The organism is Psychrobacter sp. TB15, from assembly GCF_000511655.1.
GTDB classification, from domain to species: domain Bacteria; phylum Pseudomonadota; class Gammaproteobacteria; order Pseudomonadales; family Moraxellaceae; genus Psychrobacter; species Psychrobacter submarinus.
Map to the genome: position 1 here is coordinate 116,170 of NZ_AYXN01000012.1, position 18,575 is coordinate 134,744.

An 18,575-nucleotide genomic window follows, 5' to 3' on the forward strand; every position below is an offset into this window, starting at 1 on the left:
TATAAAGAGATAAAAATCAGCATCGTTGCTATCGCAGCTACTACAAAAACTGTGACCGGTAGCAAATGGCGAGGTTTCGTTATTGGCGATATTGGTCTAGACACCTGAGCAATTTTGTTAATAACCATAGCCATTTTATTCTCTTTTTTATTAGGAGCTTGCAATATGATAACAGCCTTGGCCAGTAATTTGGCTAAAACCGCCGGATAGTTTTTTGACTTGAATCTGCGTCAAAATCCTTTCTTTTAGCGCTTGTACATGAGAGATGACGCCGATCAACTTGCCTTCTTGTTGCAAGCTTGTTAGCGTATCTAGCGCAATGTCAAGCGACTCTTCATCTAGCGTACCAAAACCTTCATCCAAAAACAATGAATCGACGCGGATATTCTGACTGGCCATCTTCGATAGACCTAAGGCTAGAGCAAGACTGATAATAAAGCCTTCTCCGCCTGAGAGATTCTTGGTACTGCGAATCTCGCCACCTTGATAGTTGTCTATTACATTGAGCTCAAGCGGACTGTTATCATCACGCGCCAGCAAATAACGATCACTCATCTTGTGTAGTTGGGTGTTGGCGTGATTGACCATAATATCAAAGGTCAGGCCCTGCGCGAACGCCCGGAACTTTTTACCGCTACTCGAGCCTATCAGCTCATTTAACTGACGCCAAACTTGTAGATTCTTTTTTTGCTCAGCGATGGCTTTGAGCTGGGATTGCTGACTGCCTTTTTTATCTTCGTTATCTTTGAGCTTTTGCGTCATCGCGCCGATCGACTCTATTAGTCGATTAGACTCGCTTTGTGCTTGCTGCTGCTCATCTAACAGACTGTCTTTTCTCTTTAAGGTGAGCGGATTATCTTGTTTGTCTGCAAGTGCTTGTTCGGTCTGCTGCAGTAGGGATTTTGCTTGCTTTAACTGATAGTCGATTTGCTGCTGCTGCTCGCTTAAGTGGCTGCGCTCATGCTGCGATAGGCGCGCGCTGACAAAGTCCGTCTCAATAGCAAAGTCAGAGCTCGCTAGCGCCTCTTGAAAGATGTCTTCTTGATCCTCTAAGGTGTTTTTTGCAGCCAACAACTCACTTGAAAGTCGTGTCTGCTGCTGCTTGGCTATTTGCAATAGCTGCTGAGCACTATCGATGTGCCTTTGTACCGAGGACTGCGCGGTTTTGGCTTGTTCAAAGTCTAAACGTAACCGATCTTCCTCTGCATCGACATTTTTATCAGCAAATAGGGTTTGTCTGTCTTGCTGTAATTCGGCGATAGCTTTTATCTGCTCGGCAATAGACTGGCTTAAATCGTCAAGCTCAGTGCTCTCTTTATCTAACTGTGATTGTTTGGTCTCAATCTGAGTAGTTAAGCGACTCAGCTCAGTCGTTAGGGTTTGCTGCCGCTGCTTTTCTTGATTGTATTTCTGTTTTAACTCCAGCATATGAGTGCGATGCTGACGCAGAACCGCTAACTGCTGCTCGATCTGTACATTATTTAATACGGTTTGCTCATCGATACTCGATCGTAACAGCTGAATCTCAAGGCCTGTTTGCTGAGTTTGCTCAGACGCCCAGTGACTAGCAGTGTATTTATTAATAATACTGATCACATCCGCGATAAGTGTTTGTAGCTCGGTAAAATGAGCTTTAGTATTGTCTTGCAAGCCATCAAGCCTTTGCTGATTGAGCTTATTATCATTATCGAGCAAGCTGATTTCGCTTGCCAGCTGATACTGCTGTTTCTCAAAAAGCGCTAATTCTTTTTCAACCTTCGCTATGGAGTCGTTCAGAATCTCGTAATCGGTTACAGACTTTTTTACTCTCTCTTTATATTCAAGCAATTGCTGTTTGGCTTGATGGCATAGCTCAGTGATCGTATTAATGAGTTCAGCGTTTACCGTTTTAGAATGTAGACTCTGTTTCAGCGTTTCAATAAGCGGACTAATCTCATTAAGCGCTTCGATGTTAGTTAACATGGCATGACTATAGTTTTCATTGTCAGTCGTTATGCTATTGCTCATCTCTTGAATATCGCCGCTAAGCTTAGTGGCTTGAGCAATCAAGGCTACTATATGCCGTTGCTCCTCCTTCGACTGATTGGTCGTAGTCGCGAAGGCAATTTTATACTGTGACAGCTCACTCTCTAAATCTTCTATTACTGAGTTACTGTCGGTGAGCTGCTGCTCAGTGATTGAAATTTGTGAAGGCCCATCTGCCGTTGTACGATTCGCATTCGGATGTTCTAAAGCGCCACAAAGCGGGCAGGGCTGACCGTTTTCTAACTCATCAATGTAGTGCTCAAGGCTCGCAACTTTTTGGAGTAGCGTCAACTGCGTCTGCTTTTCTAGGCGCTTATCCTTGGCTACTTTAATCGCTTCTTCAGTATCAGCGATGGATGCTTTGAGAGTCGCTAAGGTGTCACTGATACTAGGCTGCGATGATTGCAGGTTTTTGATTTGAGAGGTGAGCGTGCTTAGCTGCTGATTGCTATATAGCAGTGGCTCAATTTGACTGATGATATGTTCAATCTGCTGCTGTTCAGCTCGCTGATCCGCCAATGATGTGGTCGCAAGCACTTGCTGCTGTTGCTGTAGTAACTCATTAAATTGTTTTTGAGTCGCTGCAATTGAGGTCTCTTGCGCCTCTTGCTGTGATATAAGCTTGGCTTTGTCTAGCTGGTACTGCTGGGTTTGCTCCGCTAGAGCCTTTTTTTGCTCCGCTAGAGTCATATTGTCTTGCAGTAACGTTTTAAGCCTGCGACCGCTATTCTCAAAAGTGGCTATGTCAGTATCGATATCATTAAGCTCGCTATGCGTCTCTAGATACTCTACCGTACTCGCCAGCTGCGACTCACTTTGCGCAGCTAGGGTTTGATGCGATGTTATGTCTTGCGTTAAGCGCTGCACATTAGCGGATAGCGACTCTTGACGTTGGCGGCTATCATTTAGACTATAGCTGTGCTGCTTGATACTTGCATCCAGCTCGCGGGTTTTAGCGATTTTAGGCAAGCCCTCTTGTAGTGCTTGTTGGGCCTGCTTATAGTTTTGATCAATGCTGTCAAGCTGAGTTTGCAGTTGCTGTAAGTCAGACTGTTGCGTAGGTAGTTTTGCTGCTACTGTTTGCTGCTCGTCGGACAAGCGCTGCACAGTGTCACGACTGCGACTGAGTTGACCGAACTGACTCTCTAACTCCAGCGCTTTTATCGCAGCCTCTAAGCGCTTCGCATCAGAGGTGAAGTCTTGTTTTGCTTGTTCAGCTTGAGTTAAGTCGCTTTGGTAAGCGGCAAGCCTGCCTTGCAGCTCGTCAACCGCCTCTAACCACTGAATCTGCTCACTTATTTGCTGATACTGTTGTTGCTGTTTGGCTTGTGCTGCTTGATACGTTGTTAACTCCTCATAAATGTGCGCTTCTTCTTCAGTAGTCAATAAAATCAAGCCATCCAAGCCATACTGTAGTTTGCTTAAAACCTCTTCCTCAGAGCGCTTCTTTTCAAAGACATGAGTCGATATCGTCGCGTAAATATCCGTGCCTGTAATCTTTTCTAAAATATCGGCGCGCGCGTCCGCTTTGGCCTTTAAGAAAGCGGAAAAACTGCCTTGCGCGAGCAAAATGGAGCGCGTGAACTGCTCAAAATCCATGCGCGTAAGCGCTACGATCTTCTCTTTAGTACGTGATAGCTTACTCTCTAAAATCTCATCGTCACTATTCTCATTGTCAGTTTGAGTATTAACCAAGGCTATCTCGTGAGTTGCGTCCTGCAAATTACCATCAGGCTTACCATAAGCGCGGCGCTGACCCCAGCGGCAGCGGTATTGGACACCATTGAGATCAATGACTACCTCGGCAAAGCACTCTGCTGTTTGCCGAGTCATCACCTCATTACTGCTTTTACTAATGCTATTAATCCTTGGCGTTTCGCCATAAAGCGCTAAACAAATCGCATCTAAAATCGTGGTTTTGCCCGCACCGGTCTGTCCGGTGATGGCAAAGATGCCTTCGTTAATAAAAGCAGAATCAGCGAAATCGATGTGCCATTCGCCTTTGAGTGAGTTGAGGTTTTTGAGTCGCAGTTCGATGAGGCGCATGAGCAAGTCTTATGATTTGGATGGTTCAAAATTTTAAAATATGGATGATGTTTTTTAGAAATTTAGCTATTTATTCAGCCCGACTATCATCATGATAAATCGTATGCAAGATTTGCTGATAAGCGTCTAATAATGATTCTTTTTGCTCCTCTGGCACGTCATTAACCGTAAGGCAGCGCTCAAACACATCTTGCTCATTTAGGTCTTGCAGCGTCTCAGTGCTTTGTTCTTGATTCAGCACTTTATTATAAGTGCGTGTATTTCTTATCTTTAATACTTCACAAGACAACCCTTCTATCATAGCAGCGACTTCTTCACGCAGCTCAGTGACAATGTCCTCACCATCATAAATAATCTCAAGCCATATCGACTCCGTTGGGTTTAAGTCTTTGATGGTATTAGCAATAGTGGCCAAATCGCCTGATATTTGCGCGAGTTTTTGAAAGCAAGGAATAGCTAGCGAGACGACTTGCATATGACTGTTGTCATCTGAATATAGGACTTTATAATCATTAGGTGGGGATTGGTTTGCATTTATTTCATTATTTTCTGATGAAATAGGAGCATCTTCTTTATTGTCCGTAATGTCTGTATCCTCAAAACCAAAAAGATCATCGGCAAACAAATCATGGTTAAGTGTGGACGCTTTTTTAGTGACTTTTTGAACCGGTTCTACTGTGACCTCTGCTAACAAATGAGTTGGTTCTTGTGTTTGCGGCTCTATAATAGATCTATCCAACCCTGCGCCAAACTGCACGAGTAGCACTTGCTTTTGCTGACGGGCTTCACCAAAGCCCATGGCGATAGGCGAGCCTGAATAGCGAATATGCTCTTGTCCGCCAACGCGCTGCGGCACATGCAAATGCCCAAGCGCGACATAATCGAAGCTCTCATCGAACATCTCAGCTGATATTTGACCGAGGTTACCGACATAAAGATCGCGGACGCCATCATCTTCAGTGGTTTTGCTACCAGCTGCGAATAGATGACCGGTTGCGATGATAGGAATATGGCGCTGATGTCTCTCGCACAATGATTGTTGTGCGGCTTTGGCTAAGCTTGCGACCTCATCGTAGTGCGCGCGAATGCCTTTAACAACATTAGTATCTTTGCTATCAGCTGACTCGCCAGCACTGCTGCTACGCACATCACGATCGCGCAGATAGGGCACGGCGGCAATGATGCAATGCGGATTACCGTCGTTATCATCTAATATTAACACCTCATCGTTTAAGTCCTCACAAGCAGTGCCGATGACATGCACGTTTAAGAATTTGAGCACTTGGCTTGGCGCATCGAGAAAGGTTGGGGAGTCGTGATTGCCGGCGACGATGACAATATGCTCACAGCATAAAGTTGAGACTTTGCCCAAAAATTCATAATACAGAGCTTGCGCCCGATTGCTTGGCGTCATGGTGTCAAAGATATCACCGGCAACGATAAGCACATCGACATTTTGCGCGCTGATGGTCGTCTCAAGCCAAGCTAGAAAAGCTTCAAACTCTTCATAACGCATTCGCCCATACAGTCTGCGCCCCAAATGCCAGTCTGAGGTATGCAGGATTGTAAGCGGCTTAACGGGGTTTTTAACAATATCAGCTGCGGACATAGGTAGGCTTAATAGCAATAAATAAAAAGGGTTTTATTCTAGCAAGAATTGCTGAGGTTTGCTGTGCTTGAATGATTAGAAGGGTCTAATATGAACTAAAATAACCGTCTATTAAGACTGAGAGAATTAGGAAAACGAAAAAGCCACCTTAATAAATGATTAAAGTGGCTCCGTTCAATAATGACAATAAAGTGATTATCCAATAACCAACTGCTCTAAACTATCCTCTTTTGACTCAGAAAGAGTAGCAATCATCGATAACGCATGAGCTTGTTGGTCAACAGCTTGACCCTTAGCTTGACCCTTTGGTGTTGTTGCTGTCCCGCCACGCAGCCAATTACTTTCAGTATTAGCTAGACTTTGCTCATGCTGCTGCAGATGTAGATTGTACCAAGCTAAATCATGATGCAGCGCCACTACATCACCCATAATGAGTAAGGCAGGCGTTGGCAACTGCGCTTGTTCTTGTCGCTCTACGATACTAGCCAGTGTACCGGTCAGCACTTGCTGATTAGGCATACTAGCGTTGGAGACGATAGCGATAGGCGTCTCACTGCTACGGCCTGCCTCGATTAAACCTTCAGTCAAACGCTCTAGCGAATGCAAGCCCATATAGAAGACCACCGTCTCATTGGTATCGAGCAGATTCTCAAACTTTTCATTAGGCACACCAGCCTTTAAAAACCCTGTGACAAAACGCACCGACTGAGAATGATCGCGGTGGGTGAGTGGAATACCGGCGTAGCTCGCGGCAGCATTAGCAGCAGTGATACCTGGTACCACTTGATAAGGCACACCGTGCGCGCGCAGGCTCTCAATCTCTTCACCGCCGCGTCCAAATATAAACGGATCGCCGCCTTTGAGACGCACGACTCGGCGACCTTCTTTAGCCTCGTTGATTAACAACTCATTGATACCCAATTGCGCGACCGCGTGATTACTACGTTTTTTGCCAACATAGACTTTGTCCGCATCACGGCGGCACAAATCTAATACTTGCGGGGAGACAAGCGCATCATAAAAGACGATATCGGCTTGCTGCATGAGACGTAGCGCTTTAAAGGTTAATAATTCCGGATCGCCTGGGCCTGCGCCTACGATATAGACTTCGCCAACAGGATTTTCGCCTTTATTGCTGATATCTGAATCTGTATCTTGATTGTCTAAGTTTGCTGCAGAGTTTGTGACCACTTCTGTATCATCGCTATGTTGATTGGCAATCTTTGTAGCAGTCTCAGCTAAGTCTTTTTGCAATTGCGCAGTCGCCTCAGTTTCGTTGCCGGCAAAGATGAGCTCACTGACCTTACCTTCAAAGGCGCGCTCCCAAAACTGACGACGACCCGTAAGCGTTGGGATTTTATTTTTGACCTCGCTACGAAACTCGCCTGCCAGTTTTGCCAATTTACCATAACCTTGCGGGATCAGCGTCTCAAGTCGTGCCCGCAGTAAACGCGCCAGCACGGGCGCTTTACCATTCGATGAGATACCAATAACAATCGGATTGCGATCAACGATCGCGGGAAAAATAAAATCACATAAATGCGGAGTGTCAACGACGTTGACCGGAATATTGAGCGCGGTTGCATCGGCATGAATTTGATGGTTCAACGCCTCATCATCAGTGCCAGCGATGATAACGCGCGCGCCTTGCATGTACTTTTTATTATAATTTTCATAAATAAGAGTATGCTTCTCATCACTTAATAACGCGTGCAGCTCATCACAGATACTAGGGGCAACAATAGTAATAGCAGCACCGGCACGGCTAAGCAAATCCGCCTTTCGCAGTGCCACATCGCCGCCACCCACGATCAATACTTTGCGGTTATCGAGTTTAAAGAATAAGGGAAAGGTATTCATAGGAGCACCAAAGATTATGCAAATTTATGTATGGCGTCATTATGAAGTATCGCGCGCGCTATCTCACCTAATGGATTGGCATTAGTATAGTTATATTTTTCATAAGAATAGCGATTTTTGTTTAATATAGGAATGAGTGAGGCGAGTTCTTTACGTATTTAAAGTTAAGCAAACATACCCTAACATCGATATTCGTTTAACTGTGTTAGCATATTTTCAATAAATCAATAATCAAAGCGCAAACATGCTCTCGCCAGGCTTTATCGAAACGCCAATGACTGACGGTATCGATGATGAGCGTTTAGATCGTATCCCTGCTCAGCGTGCTGGCAAGCCAGAAGAGATCGCTGCATTGGCAGTATTCTTAGCGTCCGATGACTCAAACTACATGCACGGTGCTAATGTCTTTATGGATGGCGGCTGGGTGCTTGGCCGTAAATAGCAATTCCTCTTTTTAGCAGTTATAGATAAAACAAATAGATAAACCAAAAAAAAGCCCTCTCAAAGTGAGAGGGCTTTTTGATTTTTACAAATTATAGATGAGTACTAAAACCTACAGCTGGGTGTGTAGTCCGCACTCGCGGTGCTCTTCAACCTTAGTCGGATCAAAATAATCAAACTCGTTAGGCAAGTTGTGCTCATCTAAGTACTTATCTAGATCACTATCGGTTTTTTCAAACAGCGGCGCAACTTTTAGCACACCGTCTTTTGAGAGGCTGAGAACATCGAGACCTTGGCGGAATTCGGTTTGGTCTTTGCGGATAGCGTTGAACCAAACGTCAGGCTTTAGCTCATCAAGGGCGCGGCGAAACGGCTCAAGTTTGACTTGCTCAGTAAATTTGTCGTGTAGCTCGTCATTGACGCCTGGGATACCACCCAGAGTGACGTCACGGTGGGCTGCCGTCTGCTTAGGAATATAAGTAATGACGTTTAGGTCTAAGTCGTTGATCACTTTATTAGCGAAACGATAAGTGGCATCGGTGTTGTAGCCTGAATCTACCCATAATACGGTGATGTCAGGGCGCAGTGAAGCGACTAAGTGCAAAATGGCAGACTCATAAGGGCGAAAGTTAGTGGTGATAATAGGGTTTTTGGCTTGCGATAGCGCCCACTCAACGATCTCTTCAGGCGATTTGCCTTGCAAGTCTTTATTAGCTTGGTCGATGTCTAGGTTTGGATGTAGTTGGCTCATGGTTATGTCCTTAAATTAGAAAATTAATGTGATTGTTAAATAGAAAAGTAAAAACTAAGCGCCTGCAAACATAGGTAGTGCGGAGGCATCACGGCCCCCATAACTACTGGCAAGCGCGGTAAAGGCCTGTTCGATATGAAACTTGGAGTCCGGATGTACATCATGTTCGCTCAGTACAAAGCTATCGACGCCGACGCGCAAAAGATAAGCGATTTGGTCACGGCCAAACTCGCCTGCGACCCGAATCTCTTTTTTGTAGCCCAATTGACGTAAGGTTTGTACAAAGCTAAAGGCGCGACCATCAGCAAACTTGGGCACATGAATGACAATCAGCGTTTGCTTCAATAACAGCTCGCTAAGTTTGCTTAGGACATCGGCATCAGTATCGGCAGTAATCCACACGCCAAGATGACTGCTGTGCTGAACGATAAGCTCATACACCTCGTTCATCAGCCCGCCTGCAAGCGCGCCTTCAGTATTCAGCAGATCGGCTAGCGGCACGATAACCTCAGGCTTTTCTTGCCGGTGTAGCAGCTCAAGCAAAGTGATCTCACTCAAAGCAATACCGCCGGGTAGAGTATCAGTGCTTAGTGCCAGCCAGTTATCTTGCGCGCTAATATCACCGCCTTGACTATCTAAGATATGATGATTAGCCATAGACCTTCTCCTTAAACGGATCAATACCGACGCGCTCTACCAATTCGCCAAAGCTTTCGACATCGTTATCCGTGGTTGCGCGTAGATCGACATAGACATCAACGATCTGTTGAATGGTGTCCGCCACCGCTTCGGTTGGGACAGAGCGGCCAAGTATTTTGCCAAGTTTGGCGTCGTTACTTGAGTTACCGCCAAGGCTAATCTGATACCAGTTCTCGCCCTTTTTATCGACACCGAGAATGCCGATATCGCCAGTATGATGATGCGCACAGGCATTGATACAGCCCGACATATTGAGTCGAATATCACCCAAGTCATACAAGTAGTCCAGATCGCTAAACTGCTTCTCGATTTGCTCGGCGATGTTATGCGTCGTGGCATTAGCGAGCGAGCAGTAATCCCAACCGGGACAGACGATCATGTCGGTTAAGGTATTAATATTAGGACGCGCTAAGTGCAGATCTGATAATTGCTGCCACAGCTCGTATAGCTTATTGGTTTCGATATCAGCAAAAACCAGGTTCTGCTGATAGGTACTACGCAGCTCGCCAAAACTGTACTCATCTGCAAGATCGGCTAGCGCATCCATTTGTGAGTCGGTGACGTCGCCTGAAGGCACGTATTTACCGTCAACCAGTCCTGCTTTTAAGGAGATGACCACCGCGCGGTAACCTGCAATTTTATGCGCGACGGTGTTTTGCTGATACCAATTGGCAAAGTCTTTATTGTCCGCAAGCTGCTGCTGCAGCTCAGACTGCACTTGTAGCCCATCAAATGTCTTGTAATCAGGTTCGCTAAAATAACTGGTAGCCGTCGCAAAATTGTCATCAGTTAAGGTGAGCGGGCCATCTTTGGTATTCGCTTCCCACTCGGCATCAACGAGCTTAGCAAACTCGCGCCCGCCCAAAGTATCGACCAAGATTTTGATGCGAGATCTATACTTGCTACCTTTGTCACGGCGACCATGCAAGTTATAGACCCGTAAAATAGCATCTAAATAGCTGAGCAGATGTTGGCGCGGCAGAAACTCATTAATGACTTTACCCAGTACAGGGATACGACCAAGACCGCCGCCCACTAGCACCTCAAAGCCAAGCTCGCCGGCGTCATTTTTCTTAACATGAAGGCCAACATCGTGGACTTGCGTGGCTGCGCGATCGGTCTCTGTACCGATAACCGCAATCTTAAATTTACGCGGCAAAAAGGCAAATTCGGGATGAAAGGTTGACCACTGACGAATAATCTCACAGTAAGGACGCGGATCGGCGATCTCAGCCTGATGAATACCAGCATAAGGGTCAGTGGTGGTATTACGAATACAGTTGCCAGAAGTTTGGATGGCGTGCATCTGCACGGAGGCCAGCTCCGCTAGGATATCAGGAACCTCTTCTAATTTTGGCCAGTTGAGCTGAATATTGGTACGCGTGGTAAAGTGCCCGTAGCCTTTATCGTATTTACGGGTAATCTCGGCAAGTTTACGCAGCTGATAGCTGGCAAGTAGGCCATAAGGGATAGCAATCCGTAGCATCGGCGCATAGCGCTGAATGTAGAGACCGTTTTGCAGTCGTAGCGGTAGATACTGATCCTCTGGCAGCTCGCCTGCCAAAAAGCGTTCGGTCTGATCGCGGAACTGCGCGACGCGTTCTTCTACCAGCGTTTGATCGGCGTAGTTATATTTATACATGACGTAATCTCAATAGTGATTTGCGTGTGTAATAATTCTAGGGTGTGCTTTGGCACTAATCTAGAGCGTGCTTCGGCGCTAATCTAGGGTGTGCTTCGGCACTGAGCTGTTCAAAAATGGGCTTAAAGCAATATAGGCTGACATCATATAACTGTACGCGGATAAATATAAATTCCTATAAGTTATATCCATATCCAAAGTCAGCATAAATTTTCATAACCAAAATTGGGTAGCCTAGGCGTCATCCATTAATTGCTCACAACCTAAGGGTATAAAACACTATGACTTCTATTCCTGCCCAATCAACATCAGATGATCAATCACAGTCCAAGCTAGTACCGCCGCATGGTAGCGAGACTCTAAAGCCGCTGCTATTAAAAGATAGCGCGCGCGAAGAGGCGCTGAAGCTTGCCAGCACCCTGCCGACCATTACCTTAAGCTCACGCGAGCGCGGTGATTTAATTATGCTAGGTATTGGCGGTTTTACACCACTAGATGGCTTTATGAATCAAGCCGACTGGCAAGGGGTGGTCGATGAGATGCGCCTAAAGTCAGGTGATAATGCTGGTCTGTTTTGGCCGATTCCGATTACCTTATCTGCGCCTAAAGCATTAACCGACACTCTTAATCAAGGCGATAAAGTTGCGCTTGTAAGCGAGGACGGCGAGGTGATGGGTATTATCACTGTCGAAGAGACTTACGATATCGATAAAGATCACGAGTGCCAGCAAGTCTTTACTACCACTGATCCTGAGCATCCAGGTGTGCAACAAGTGCTCAATCAAGGCGAGGTCAATGTCGCAGGCCGCGTCGAGGTGCTTAGTGAAGGCGAATTTCCTGAGCTATATCCGGAGATTTACAAAACCCCAAGTGAGACCCGTGAGATATTGAGTAATAAAGGCTGGAAAACGGTTGCTGCTTTTCAGACGCGTAACCCGATGCACCGTTCGCATGAGTATTTGGCGAAGATTGCTATTGAGATTTGCGATGGCGTACTCATTCACTCCTTGCTTGGGGCGCTAAAGCCAGGTGATATTCCCGCTGAAGTACGTCAAGAGGCCATTAAGACACTGATAGATAATTACTTCAGAGCCGATACCGTGATTCAAGCGGGCTATCCGCTAGATATGCGTTATGCAGGCCCTCGTGAAGCTTTATTACATGCCGTATTCCGTCAAAACTACGGCTGTAGCCATCTCATCGTTGGCCGTGATCATGCCGGTGTTGGTGATTACTATGGTGCGTTTGACGCACAAACTATCTTTGATTATGTTGGAAAAGACGATTTGATCACTCAGCCGCTAAAAATTGGCTGGACCTTTTGGTGTAACGCTTGTCAAGCGATGGCCTCTGATAAGACTTGCCCGCACGATGCAAGCGAGCACGTCAAAGTATCCGGCACCAAACTGCGTAAAGCGCTATCAGAGGATCTTGAAGTACCTGATAACTTTAGCCGCCCTGAGGTGCTTGAGATCTTGCGTGAATACTATGCCGGTATCGCTAAAGAAGAACGCGCTGAGGTTAAGCTGACTGGCGCTTCTGCAGTTTAAGATAGTTTTAAAATCTTCAAGCATAAAAAAGGTGTCAGACCATGAGTTTGACACCTTTTTTATCATTAAAACTTAACCAAACCATTATAACGCTTGAGCGTTAATTCAATTCGACTTCTCCTGCCAGCTTTTGATAATCGCCAACGATTGAGCCGCCACCAGAGCAATAATAATTAAGCGCGTACTTATCATCGCTATCTATCGTCAGCTGATCACCTTGAAATTGTAAAAATACTTTACTTTCATTAGCTGTGGTCTCAAAGATAATCCCGTGTGCTTGATCTTGACCCATAAATTTTGCTTGGCCATCAAAGGTGCAAGTTGGCTTTTTTATATCATCACGAGAGCGCACTGTTATATGAACGCTATTCTGATCATTCTCATCTGCTTGCACCTTCACGGCAATCCAATCATAGCCTTGATGACGCTGACTATAGCTATCTGACACATAATCACCGACTACCGCTTGTACGGCAGGAGATACGGCGGCTACAGTTGCTAAGCTAGCTGTTGCCATAGTGTTAGTACTAGTGCTAGTAGCGGATGAGGTGTTATTGCAGCCTACTAGCGATGCGCTACTGATGAATACTGCGGTTAACATGGCAAGCGATGTATAAGGTTTTTGAGAGGCGCGCAAGGTCATATATAAGCCTTAATAATTAGAAAGTTAGTAAATAAGAAGATAAAGGTAAAACCATTAGATTAAAGCAGCATAGCTAATAACGTGGCTGATGCCAAGATATTCCTTTAATTAGCTTTTTTGATATTTTCATACTCATATATTCCATTTTGGCAGAAACATACACATATTCATCATTAAAGATAATATGCAGACGCTGTTAGCATACTTGCATGATTATTCAGCCGCAGGGCAAGACCTATTCCCTTTTTTTTATTGAACATTTATCAATGATCTATTCGAGTCGAGGCACTTATGACCAAAAGCTACTCTGTAAATAAAACCCACTTATTTAAAAACAAAACGCTAAGCGCCCTCAGTATCGCAGGCGTAGCAGTCACACTTGGCCTAGCAGGCTGTAGCAATAATGAGACCGCAGACACGGCAACCAGCGCTGACTCTGCGGCAAGCGGGGAGGCGCAAAACATTGAACTGTTAAATGTCTCATATGATGTAGCGCGTGATTTTTATAAAGATTACAACCCGATGTTCGTTGAGCATTACCAAGCCGAAAACCCTAACGCTACTATCAATATCAAGCAGTCGCACGGTGGCTCAAGTAAGCAAGCATTGTCTGTCGCAAATGGTCTACAAGCTGACGTGGCAACCATGAATCAAGGCTCAGATATTGAGCTATTACAAAAAGAGGGCTTGGTCGCGGACGATTGGGAGCAGCAGTTCCCGGATAACGCGGTACCTTTTACCAGTACGATCGTCTTTTTAGTGCGTAAAGATAACCCTAAAAACATCAACGATTGGGAAGATTTGACCAACGACGGTATTGAGATTGTCATGGCCAATCCAAAGGTGACGGGTAACGGTCGTTATGCCTTCTTGGGCGCTTATGGTTATGGCTTACACGCTTTTGATAATAACGAAGATAATGCGCAAAACTACGTCAGAGACATGCTCAAAAACGTCAAAGTCTACGAGAATGGCGGACGCGCGGCAACCACAACCTTCGTACAGCGTGGTATCGGTGATGTGCTTGTGACCTTTGAGAATGAAGCGAACCTAGCTGCGACTAAGTTTGGACAAGGACAAGTCGATATCGTGTACCCTGATTATTCTATTAAATCAGAGAGCCCTGTCGCTGTCGTTACTACCGTTACTGATAAAAAAGGCACGACAGACGCCGCCAAAGCGTATCTAGATTACTTATGGAGCGAGCCGGCTCAGCAGCTAGCGGCTGATCTATACCTGCGCCCAAGTGTGCAAAGCGTCCTTGAGAAAAACGGCGACAAATTACCACCGGTTGAGACTTTCCGTCCAAATGATACTTTTGGCTCTTGGGATGAGATTATGGGTAACTTCTTTAGTGATAACGGTGTCTTTGATCAGCTGGCAGTGAATGCTCCGCAGTAGCGCTTACCATAACGACTAGCCATTATTATTGTCTTTATGAGCTGTCTTAACAGACAGACAAATCCAAAATGTTCATCATAAATAAATAAGGACATGGCTACCTGCGCTATGTCCTTTATACCGTAAGCTGCCTAGATGCTCACCACAAATTCAAGAGCACTAAAAGACAAAGCACTCATAATCATCAATAAGTGCTGATAACAATACAGACAGCGACGTAATAATTAGGATATCACTATGAGCGCCACGACACCTCCGGTCAGCCCCTCGCCCAAACCTGCAAAAAAAAGCTGGCTGACCCGTATGCGCCAGCGTAATGTGTTACCGGGTTTCGGGCTTAGCATGGGTATTACCGTTTTTAGCTTGTCCTTGCTGGTGGTGTTGCCGTTTGCGATGATGGCATATACAACGACGCAGATGGGCTGGAGCGGGTTTTGGGAGACCATCTCACAGCCGCAAGTGACTGCTGCTATCAAGCTAAGCTTGTGGGTGTCGTTTCTTGCGATGCTGACCAATATGGTGTTTGGTACGCTTGTCGCTTGGGTGCTGGTGCGCTACGAGTTTTGGGGCAAATCCTTAATCAATGCCTTAGTTGATCTACCATTTGCCTTACCAACGGCGGTAACCGGTATCTCGCTTGCCACGCTTTATGCGCCTAATGGTCTGATAGGGCAGTGGTTTGCCAAATTTGATATTCAAGTGGCGTTTACACCGATAGGTATTTGGCTGGCTTTAGTCGTCGTTAGTTTCCCCTTTATCGTGCGCGCTGTACAGCCGGTACTTGCCGAGCTATCGGTTGAATTTGAAGAGGCCTCAGCGGTATTGGGCGCTAATCGATTAACGACATTTGGTAAGGTTATCTTGCCTGAGCTACTACCAGCGTTATTTATGGGCGCAGGCATGATGTTTGCTCGCGCAACCGGCGAGTACGGTTCGGTTATTTTTATCGCCGGTAATATCCCAATGCAGTCTGAGATTTTGCCCATCATTATCATCAGTAAGCTTGAGCAATTTGATATTCAAGGGGCATCGGCTGTCGCTTTATTTATGCTGATGATCTCGTTTGTTATTTTGCTCAGTATCAACATCGTACAGTGGAAGCTGTCGCGCCGCGTAGGAGCACGCTAAGATGCAAATCGCCAATAGTTATGATTATCAAAGCAATCCTGCCACCAAAGACGCGCCATGGATCAGACGCTTATTTATCGGTATCGCCGTATTATTTATGATTTTGATGCTGGTTATACCACTGCTTGCGGTGTTCTATGAAGCGCTAAAGGGCGGCTGGGATCTATACATCGCCTCGCTTGTGGAGGATGAGGCCCTACAAGCGATTAAGTTGACGCTACTAACTGCCGCTATCATCTTACCGATCAACATGGTGATGGGTATCGCTATTGCGTGGTTGGTGACGCGTTATCAGTTCAAAGGTAAGCAGCTAGTGACCACCTTGCTCGATCTGCCGTTTTCGGTGTCGCCTGTGGTTGCAGGTCTGATGTTTATCTTGCTGTTTGGTCTGAACTCTCCTGTTGGCGGCTGGCTTGAGAGTCTTGGCTTTCAGGTTATCTTTGCAGTACCGGGTATTGTGCTAGCAACGTTATTTGTGACTTTTCCCTTTGTCGCGCGCGAGCTAATACCTTTGATGCAGACCCAAGGCGACTCGGAGGAGCAAGCGGCACTAACATTAGGGGCTAGCGGTTGGCAGACGTTTTGGCATATTACTATGCCTAATATTAAATGGGCGCTGCTGTATGGTCTGATTTTGACTAATGCGCGAGCCATGGGCGAGTTTGGCGCGGTGAGTGTGGTATCTGGACACATAAGAGGCGAAACCAACACTATGCCGCTACTGGTCGAGATTGCTTATAACGAGTATAACTTTACCGCCGCCTTTGCTTTATCTAGTATATTGGCAGCGCTAGCACTAGTGACGTTATTGCTACAACAGGTGATGACGAAGATGCAAGAGCGCAAATTCGCTAAGTCTGCGCGTCTGGTTGCTGCTCCTGAGCTACCTGTCAGCGCCAATGACACACCTACACGGCATAAGCCTGAATAACAAATAGCGTAAGCCATTTATATTATAAGCAAATAAGAGATACACGTATGAGTATTGAAATTAGAGATGTTAATAAAACCTTTGGTGATTTCACCGCTTTGAATAATATCAATATCACCGTACCTACAGGTAAATTGACGACACTGCTTGGCCCCTCAGGCTGCGGTAAAACCACGTTATTACGCATTATTGCCGGCTTAGAATATGCAGACTCTGGTCAGATACTATTCGATGATTTGGACGTGACTAATATTCCGGTACAAAAACGCCATATCGGCTTTATGTTTCAGCATTATGCGCTGTTTCGTCATAAAAACATCGCCGATAACATTGCCTTTGGCCTAACATTACTACCTAAGTCTGAAAGGCCTAGTAAAACCGATATTAAGAAGCGGGTAGCGGAGCTGTTAGAGCTCGTACAATTACCACAGCTTGCCAATGCTTATCCGCATCAGCTCTCAGGCGGGCAGCGTCAGCGTATTGCACTAGCAAGAGCCTTAGCGGTCAAGCCAAAACTCCTGCTATTGGATGAGCCATTTGGGGCGCTTGATGCCAAAGTGCGTAAAGAGCTGCGGACATGGCTAAAAGACATTCACCATGAACTAGGGATTACTAGTATTATGGTAACCCATGATCAAGAAGAGGCGCGGGCAATATCTGATGAGATTGTGGTGATGAATCATGGCCGTATCGAGCAAGTTGGCACCTCAGAGCAGCTTCTTAACCAGCCCGCCAATAGCTTTGTCAGAGATTTCTTAGACTTGGCATAGTGTTATGGTCTATAAAAAAAGACTTAGATTAACACACCAAGTGCAACGCTAATTAATATTATAGAACGCCTGCATAGGCGTCTTAAACCCTAATCGTTTTCTTGGTCTGTTGTTTAGTTTGTTCTCAATGTCCTGTATTTCATTATCAGAGACTTGTCTAAAGTCACAACCCTTAGGCAAGTACTCTCTGATAAGGCCATTGGTATTCTCGTTGGTTCCTCGCTGCCATGACGCATAAGCATCGGCAAAGAAGAAAGGGCTAAAGAGCTTTTGTTTCACCTTCTTATGCTGAGCAAACTCTTTACCATTGTCAGAGGTAATGGTCTTAACCTGCAACCTCACTGGCGCTAAGAGTTCTATCATTGCCTCTGATACTTGCTGTGCTGTTTTATGACCCACACGCTTCATCTTCAGCAGCCCCGTTTTACGTTCAACGAGCGTGACAATCGCTTGCTTGTGATGCTGACCGATAACGGTATCCGCTTCCCAATCTCCAATACGTGAGCGTTCTTCAACAATACAAGGGCGCTCATGAATCGAGACTCTGTCATTGATACGGCCTCGAGTCTCAGCGGTTAGACGCTGCCGGTATGGTTTTCCTTTACGTCTGAGACACTGCCACAATGTACCGCCCTGCCTCTTATCACGCCAAATATAGCGATAAATGCTCATATGACTGATACCAGCATGAACGCCAGATATTTGCTCAGGACTCCAGTTCTCTTTAAGCTTGTCTGTCACCCATGCCCAGAGGTCAGTCACAATAGTTGTGGCGTTGTTAGCCCGTCTGTCACAAGCCTTGTTATTAGCATGCTTTGCTCGGTAACCTCGTAGGCTTTTATTACGCCTAAGCTCTCTTGATATGGTACTGGGACTTCTGTTTAACACCCTCGCTATAAAATTAATACTATGTTTTGCCCCTTTAAGGGCATAAATCTGGTATCGTTCACCTAGGCTTAGATGTGTATAGCTCATGGTTGCAATCTCACTTTGGTCGGTGGATAAAAACTTTGATGCTAGCGCATCTAGGTCTTTTTTTCACCTTGCATTTGGTATTGCACTTCATGTGTTAATCTAAG

The 18,575-nt window shown here is 45.7% G+C and carries 13 protein-coding genes and 1 pseudogene; 6 read left to right on the forward strand and 8 right to left on the reverse strand.

Annotated elements, in window-relative coordinates:
- Positions 1-150: 150 nt before the first annotated feature.
- From W234_RS0102145 to cysG, 3 genes are all read right to left on the reverse strand, one after another.
- Positions 151-4,071, reverse strand: coding sequence for an AAA family ATPase (locus tag W234_RS0102145; RefSeq protein ID WP_025644297.1), 3,921 nt, complete (start codon positions 4,069-4,071; stop codon positions 151-153).
- A gap of 70 nt (positions 4,072-4,141) precedes the next feature.
- Positions 4,142-5,680, reverse strand: coding sequence for an exonuclease SbcCD subunit D C-terminal domain-containing protein (locus W234_RS0102150; RefSeq protein ID WP_025644298.1), 1,539 nt, complete (start codon positions 5,678-5,680; stop codon positions 4,142-4,144).
- 195 nt (positions 5,681-5,875) lie between these two features.
- On the reverse strand, positions 5,876-7,540 hold the full coding sequence (gene cysG, locus W234_RS0102155; RefSeq protein ID WP_025644299.1) for a siroheme synthase CysG: 1,665 nt from the start codon (positions 7,538-7,540) through the stop codon (positions 5,876-5,878).
- 244 nt (positions 7,541-7,784) lie between these two features.
- Between cysG and W234_RS0102160 the strand changes: the two genes are divergently transcribed.
- Positions 7,785-7,982, forward strand: coding sequence for an SDR family oxidoreductase (locus tag W234_RS0102160; protein ID WP_025644300.1), 198 nt, complete (start codon positions 7,785-7,787; stop codon positions 7,980-7,982).
- 111 nt (positions 7,983-8,093) lie between these two features.
- On the opposite strand, the gene W234_RS0102165 is transcribed toward W234_RS0102160, so the two are convergent.
- Genes W234_RS0102165 through W234_RS0102175 form a run of 3 tightly spaced genes read right to left on the reverse strand, consistent with a single transcriptional unit; the run spans position 8,094 to position 11,073 of the window.
- On the reverse strand, positions 8,094-8,732 hold the full coding sequence (locus W234_RS0102165; protein ID WP_025644301.1) for a phosphoadenosine phosphosulfate reductase family protein: 639 nt from the start codon (positions 8,730-8,732) through the stop codon (positions 8,094-8,096).
- 54 nt (positions 8,733-8,786) lie between these two features.
- A complete protein-coding gene (locus W234_RS0102170; protein ID WP_025644302.1) occupies positions 8,787-9,389 on the reverse strand; it encodes a DUF934 domain-containing protein in 603 nt (200 codons plus the stop codon).
- Positions 9,382-11,073 (reverse strand): nitrite/sulfite reductase, encoded by a 1,692-nt coding sequence (locus W234_RS0102175; protein WP_025644304.1) that lies wholly within the window; start codon positions 11,071-11,073, stop codon positions 9,382-9,384. Before W234_RS0102175 ends, W234_RS0102170 begins: the two co-directional genes overlap by 8 nt.
- Before the next feature lie 281 nt (positions 11,074-11,354).
- On the opposite strand from W234_RS0102175, the gene sat reads away from it, so the two are divergent.
- A complete protein-coding gene (sat, locus tag W234_RS0102180) occupies positions 11,355-12,623 on the forward strand; it encodes a sulfate adenylyltransferase (RefSeq protein WP_025644305.1) in 1,269 nt (422 codons plus the stop codon).
- Positions 12,624-12,723: 100 nt separating this feature from the next.
- On the opposite strand, the gene W234_RS0102185 is transcribed toward sat, so the two are convergent.
- Positions 12,724-13,266 carry a hypothetical protein gene (locus W234_RS0102185; protein ID WP_025644306.1) on the reverse strand — a complete coding sequence of 181 codons (543 nt, stop codon included), beginning with the start codon at positions 13,264-13,266 and terminating at the stop codon, positions 12,724-12,726.
- Between the two features lie 291 nt (positions 13,267-13,557).
- Between W234_RS0102185 and W234_RS0102190 the strand changes: the two genes are divergently transcribed.
- From W234_RS0102190 to W234_RS0102205, 4 genes and pseudogenes are all read left to right on the forward strand, one after another.
- On the forward strand, positions 13,558-14,667 hold the full coding sequence (locus W234_RS0102190; RefSeq protein WP_025644307.1) for a sulfate ABC transporter substrate-binding protein: 1,110 nt from the start codon (positions 13,558-13,560) through the stop codon (positions 14,665-14,667).
- Positions 14,668-14,970: 303 nt separating this feature from the next.
- Complete coding sequence (gene cysT, locus W234_RS0102195; RefSeq protein ID WP_227501926.1) at positions 14,971-15,795, forward strand: sulfate ABC transporter permease subunit CysT; 825 nt, start codon at positions 14,971-14,973, stop codon at positions 15,793-15,795.
- Position 15,796: 1 nt separating this feature from the next.
- The gene (cysW, locus tag W234_RS0102200; protein ID WP_025644309.1) at positions 15,797-16,726 is read left to right on the forward strand and encodes a sulfate ABC transporter permease subunit CysW; all 930 of its coding nucleotides are present in this window, start codon (positions 15,797-15,799) and stop codon (positions 16,724-16,726) included.
- Between the two features lie 47 nt (positions 16,727-16,773).
- Positions 16,774-17,493 (forward strand): annotated as a pseudogene (locus W234_RS0102205) (sulfate/molybdate ABC transporter ATP-binding protein); the annotation flags it as partial.
- A 51-nt stretch (positions 17,494-17,544) separates the two neighbouring features.
- Here the strand turns inward: W234_RS0102205 and W234_RS13600 are convergent.
- A complete protein-coding gene (locus W234_RS13600) occupies positions 17,545-18,471 on the reverse strand; it encodes an IS30 family transposase (protein ID WP_025643743.1) in 927 nt (308 codons plus the stop codon).
- Between the last annotated feature and the right edge of the window lie 104 nt (positions 18,472-18,575).

What these genes read in the sequence shown, in the direction of transcription:
- W234_RS0102145 (WP_025644297.1), bottom strand. Translation starts at nt 4,071, where the DNA reads ATGCGCCTCATCGAACTGCGACTCAAAAACCTCAACTCACTCAAAGGC.
- W234_RS0102150 (WP_025644298.1), bottom strand. Translation starts at nt 5,680, where the DNA reads ATGTCCGCAGCTGATATTGTTAAAAACCCCGTTAAGCCGCTTACAATC.
- cysG (WP_025644299.1), bottom strand. Translation starts at nt 7,540, where the DNA reads ATGAATACCTTTCCCTTATTCTTTAAACTCGATAACCGCAAAGTATTG.
- W234_RS0102160 (WP_025644300.1), top strand. Translation starts at nt 7,785, where the DNA reads ATGCTCTCGCCAGGCTTTATCGAAACGCCAATGACTGACGGTATCGAT.
- W234_RS0102165 (WP_025644301.1), bottom strand. Translation starts at nt 8,732, where the DNA reads ATGAGCCAACTACATCCAAACCTAGACATCGACCAAGCTAATAAAGAC.
- W234_RS0102170 (WP_025644302.1), bottom strand. Translation starts at nt 9,389, where the DNA reads ATGGCTAATCATCATATCTTAGATAGTCAAGGCGGTGATATTAGCGCG.
- W234_RS0102175 (WP_025644304.1), bottom strand. Translation starts at nt 11,073, where the DNA reads ATGTATAAATATAACTACGCCGATCAAACGCTGGTAGAAGAACGCGTC.
- sat (WP_025644305.1), top strand. Translation starts at nt 11,355, where the DNA reads ATGACTTCTATTCCTGCCCAATCAACATCAGATGATCAATCACAGTCC.
- W234_RS0102185 (WP_025644306.1), bottom strand. Translation starts at nt 13,266, where the DNA reads ATGACCTTGCGCGCCTCTCAAAAACCTTATACATCGCTTGCCATGTTA.
- W234_RS0102190 (WP_025644307.1), top strand. Translation starts at nt 13,558, where the DNA reads ATGACCAAAAGCTACTCTGTAAATAAAACCCACTTATTTAAAAACAAA.
- cysT (WP_227501926.1), top strand. Translation starts at nt 14,971, where the DNA reads ATGCGCCAGCGTAATGTGTTACCGGGTTTCGGGCTTAGCATGGGTATT.
- cysW (WP_025644309.1), top strand. Translation starts at nt 15,797, where the DNA reads ATGCAAATCGCCAATAGTTATGATTATCAAAGCAATCCTGCCACCAAA.
- W234_RS13600 (WP_025643743.1), bottom strand. Translation starts at nt 18,471, where the DNA reads ATGAGCTATACACATCTAAGCCTAGGTGAACGATACCAGATTTATGCC.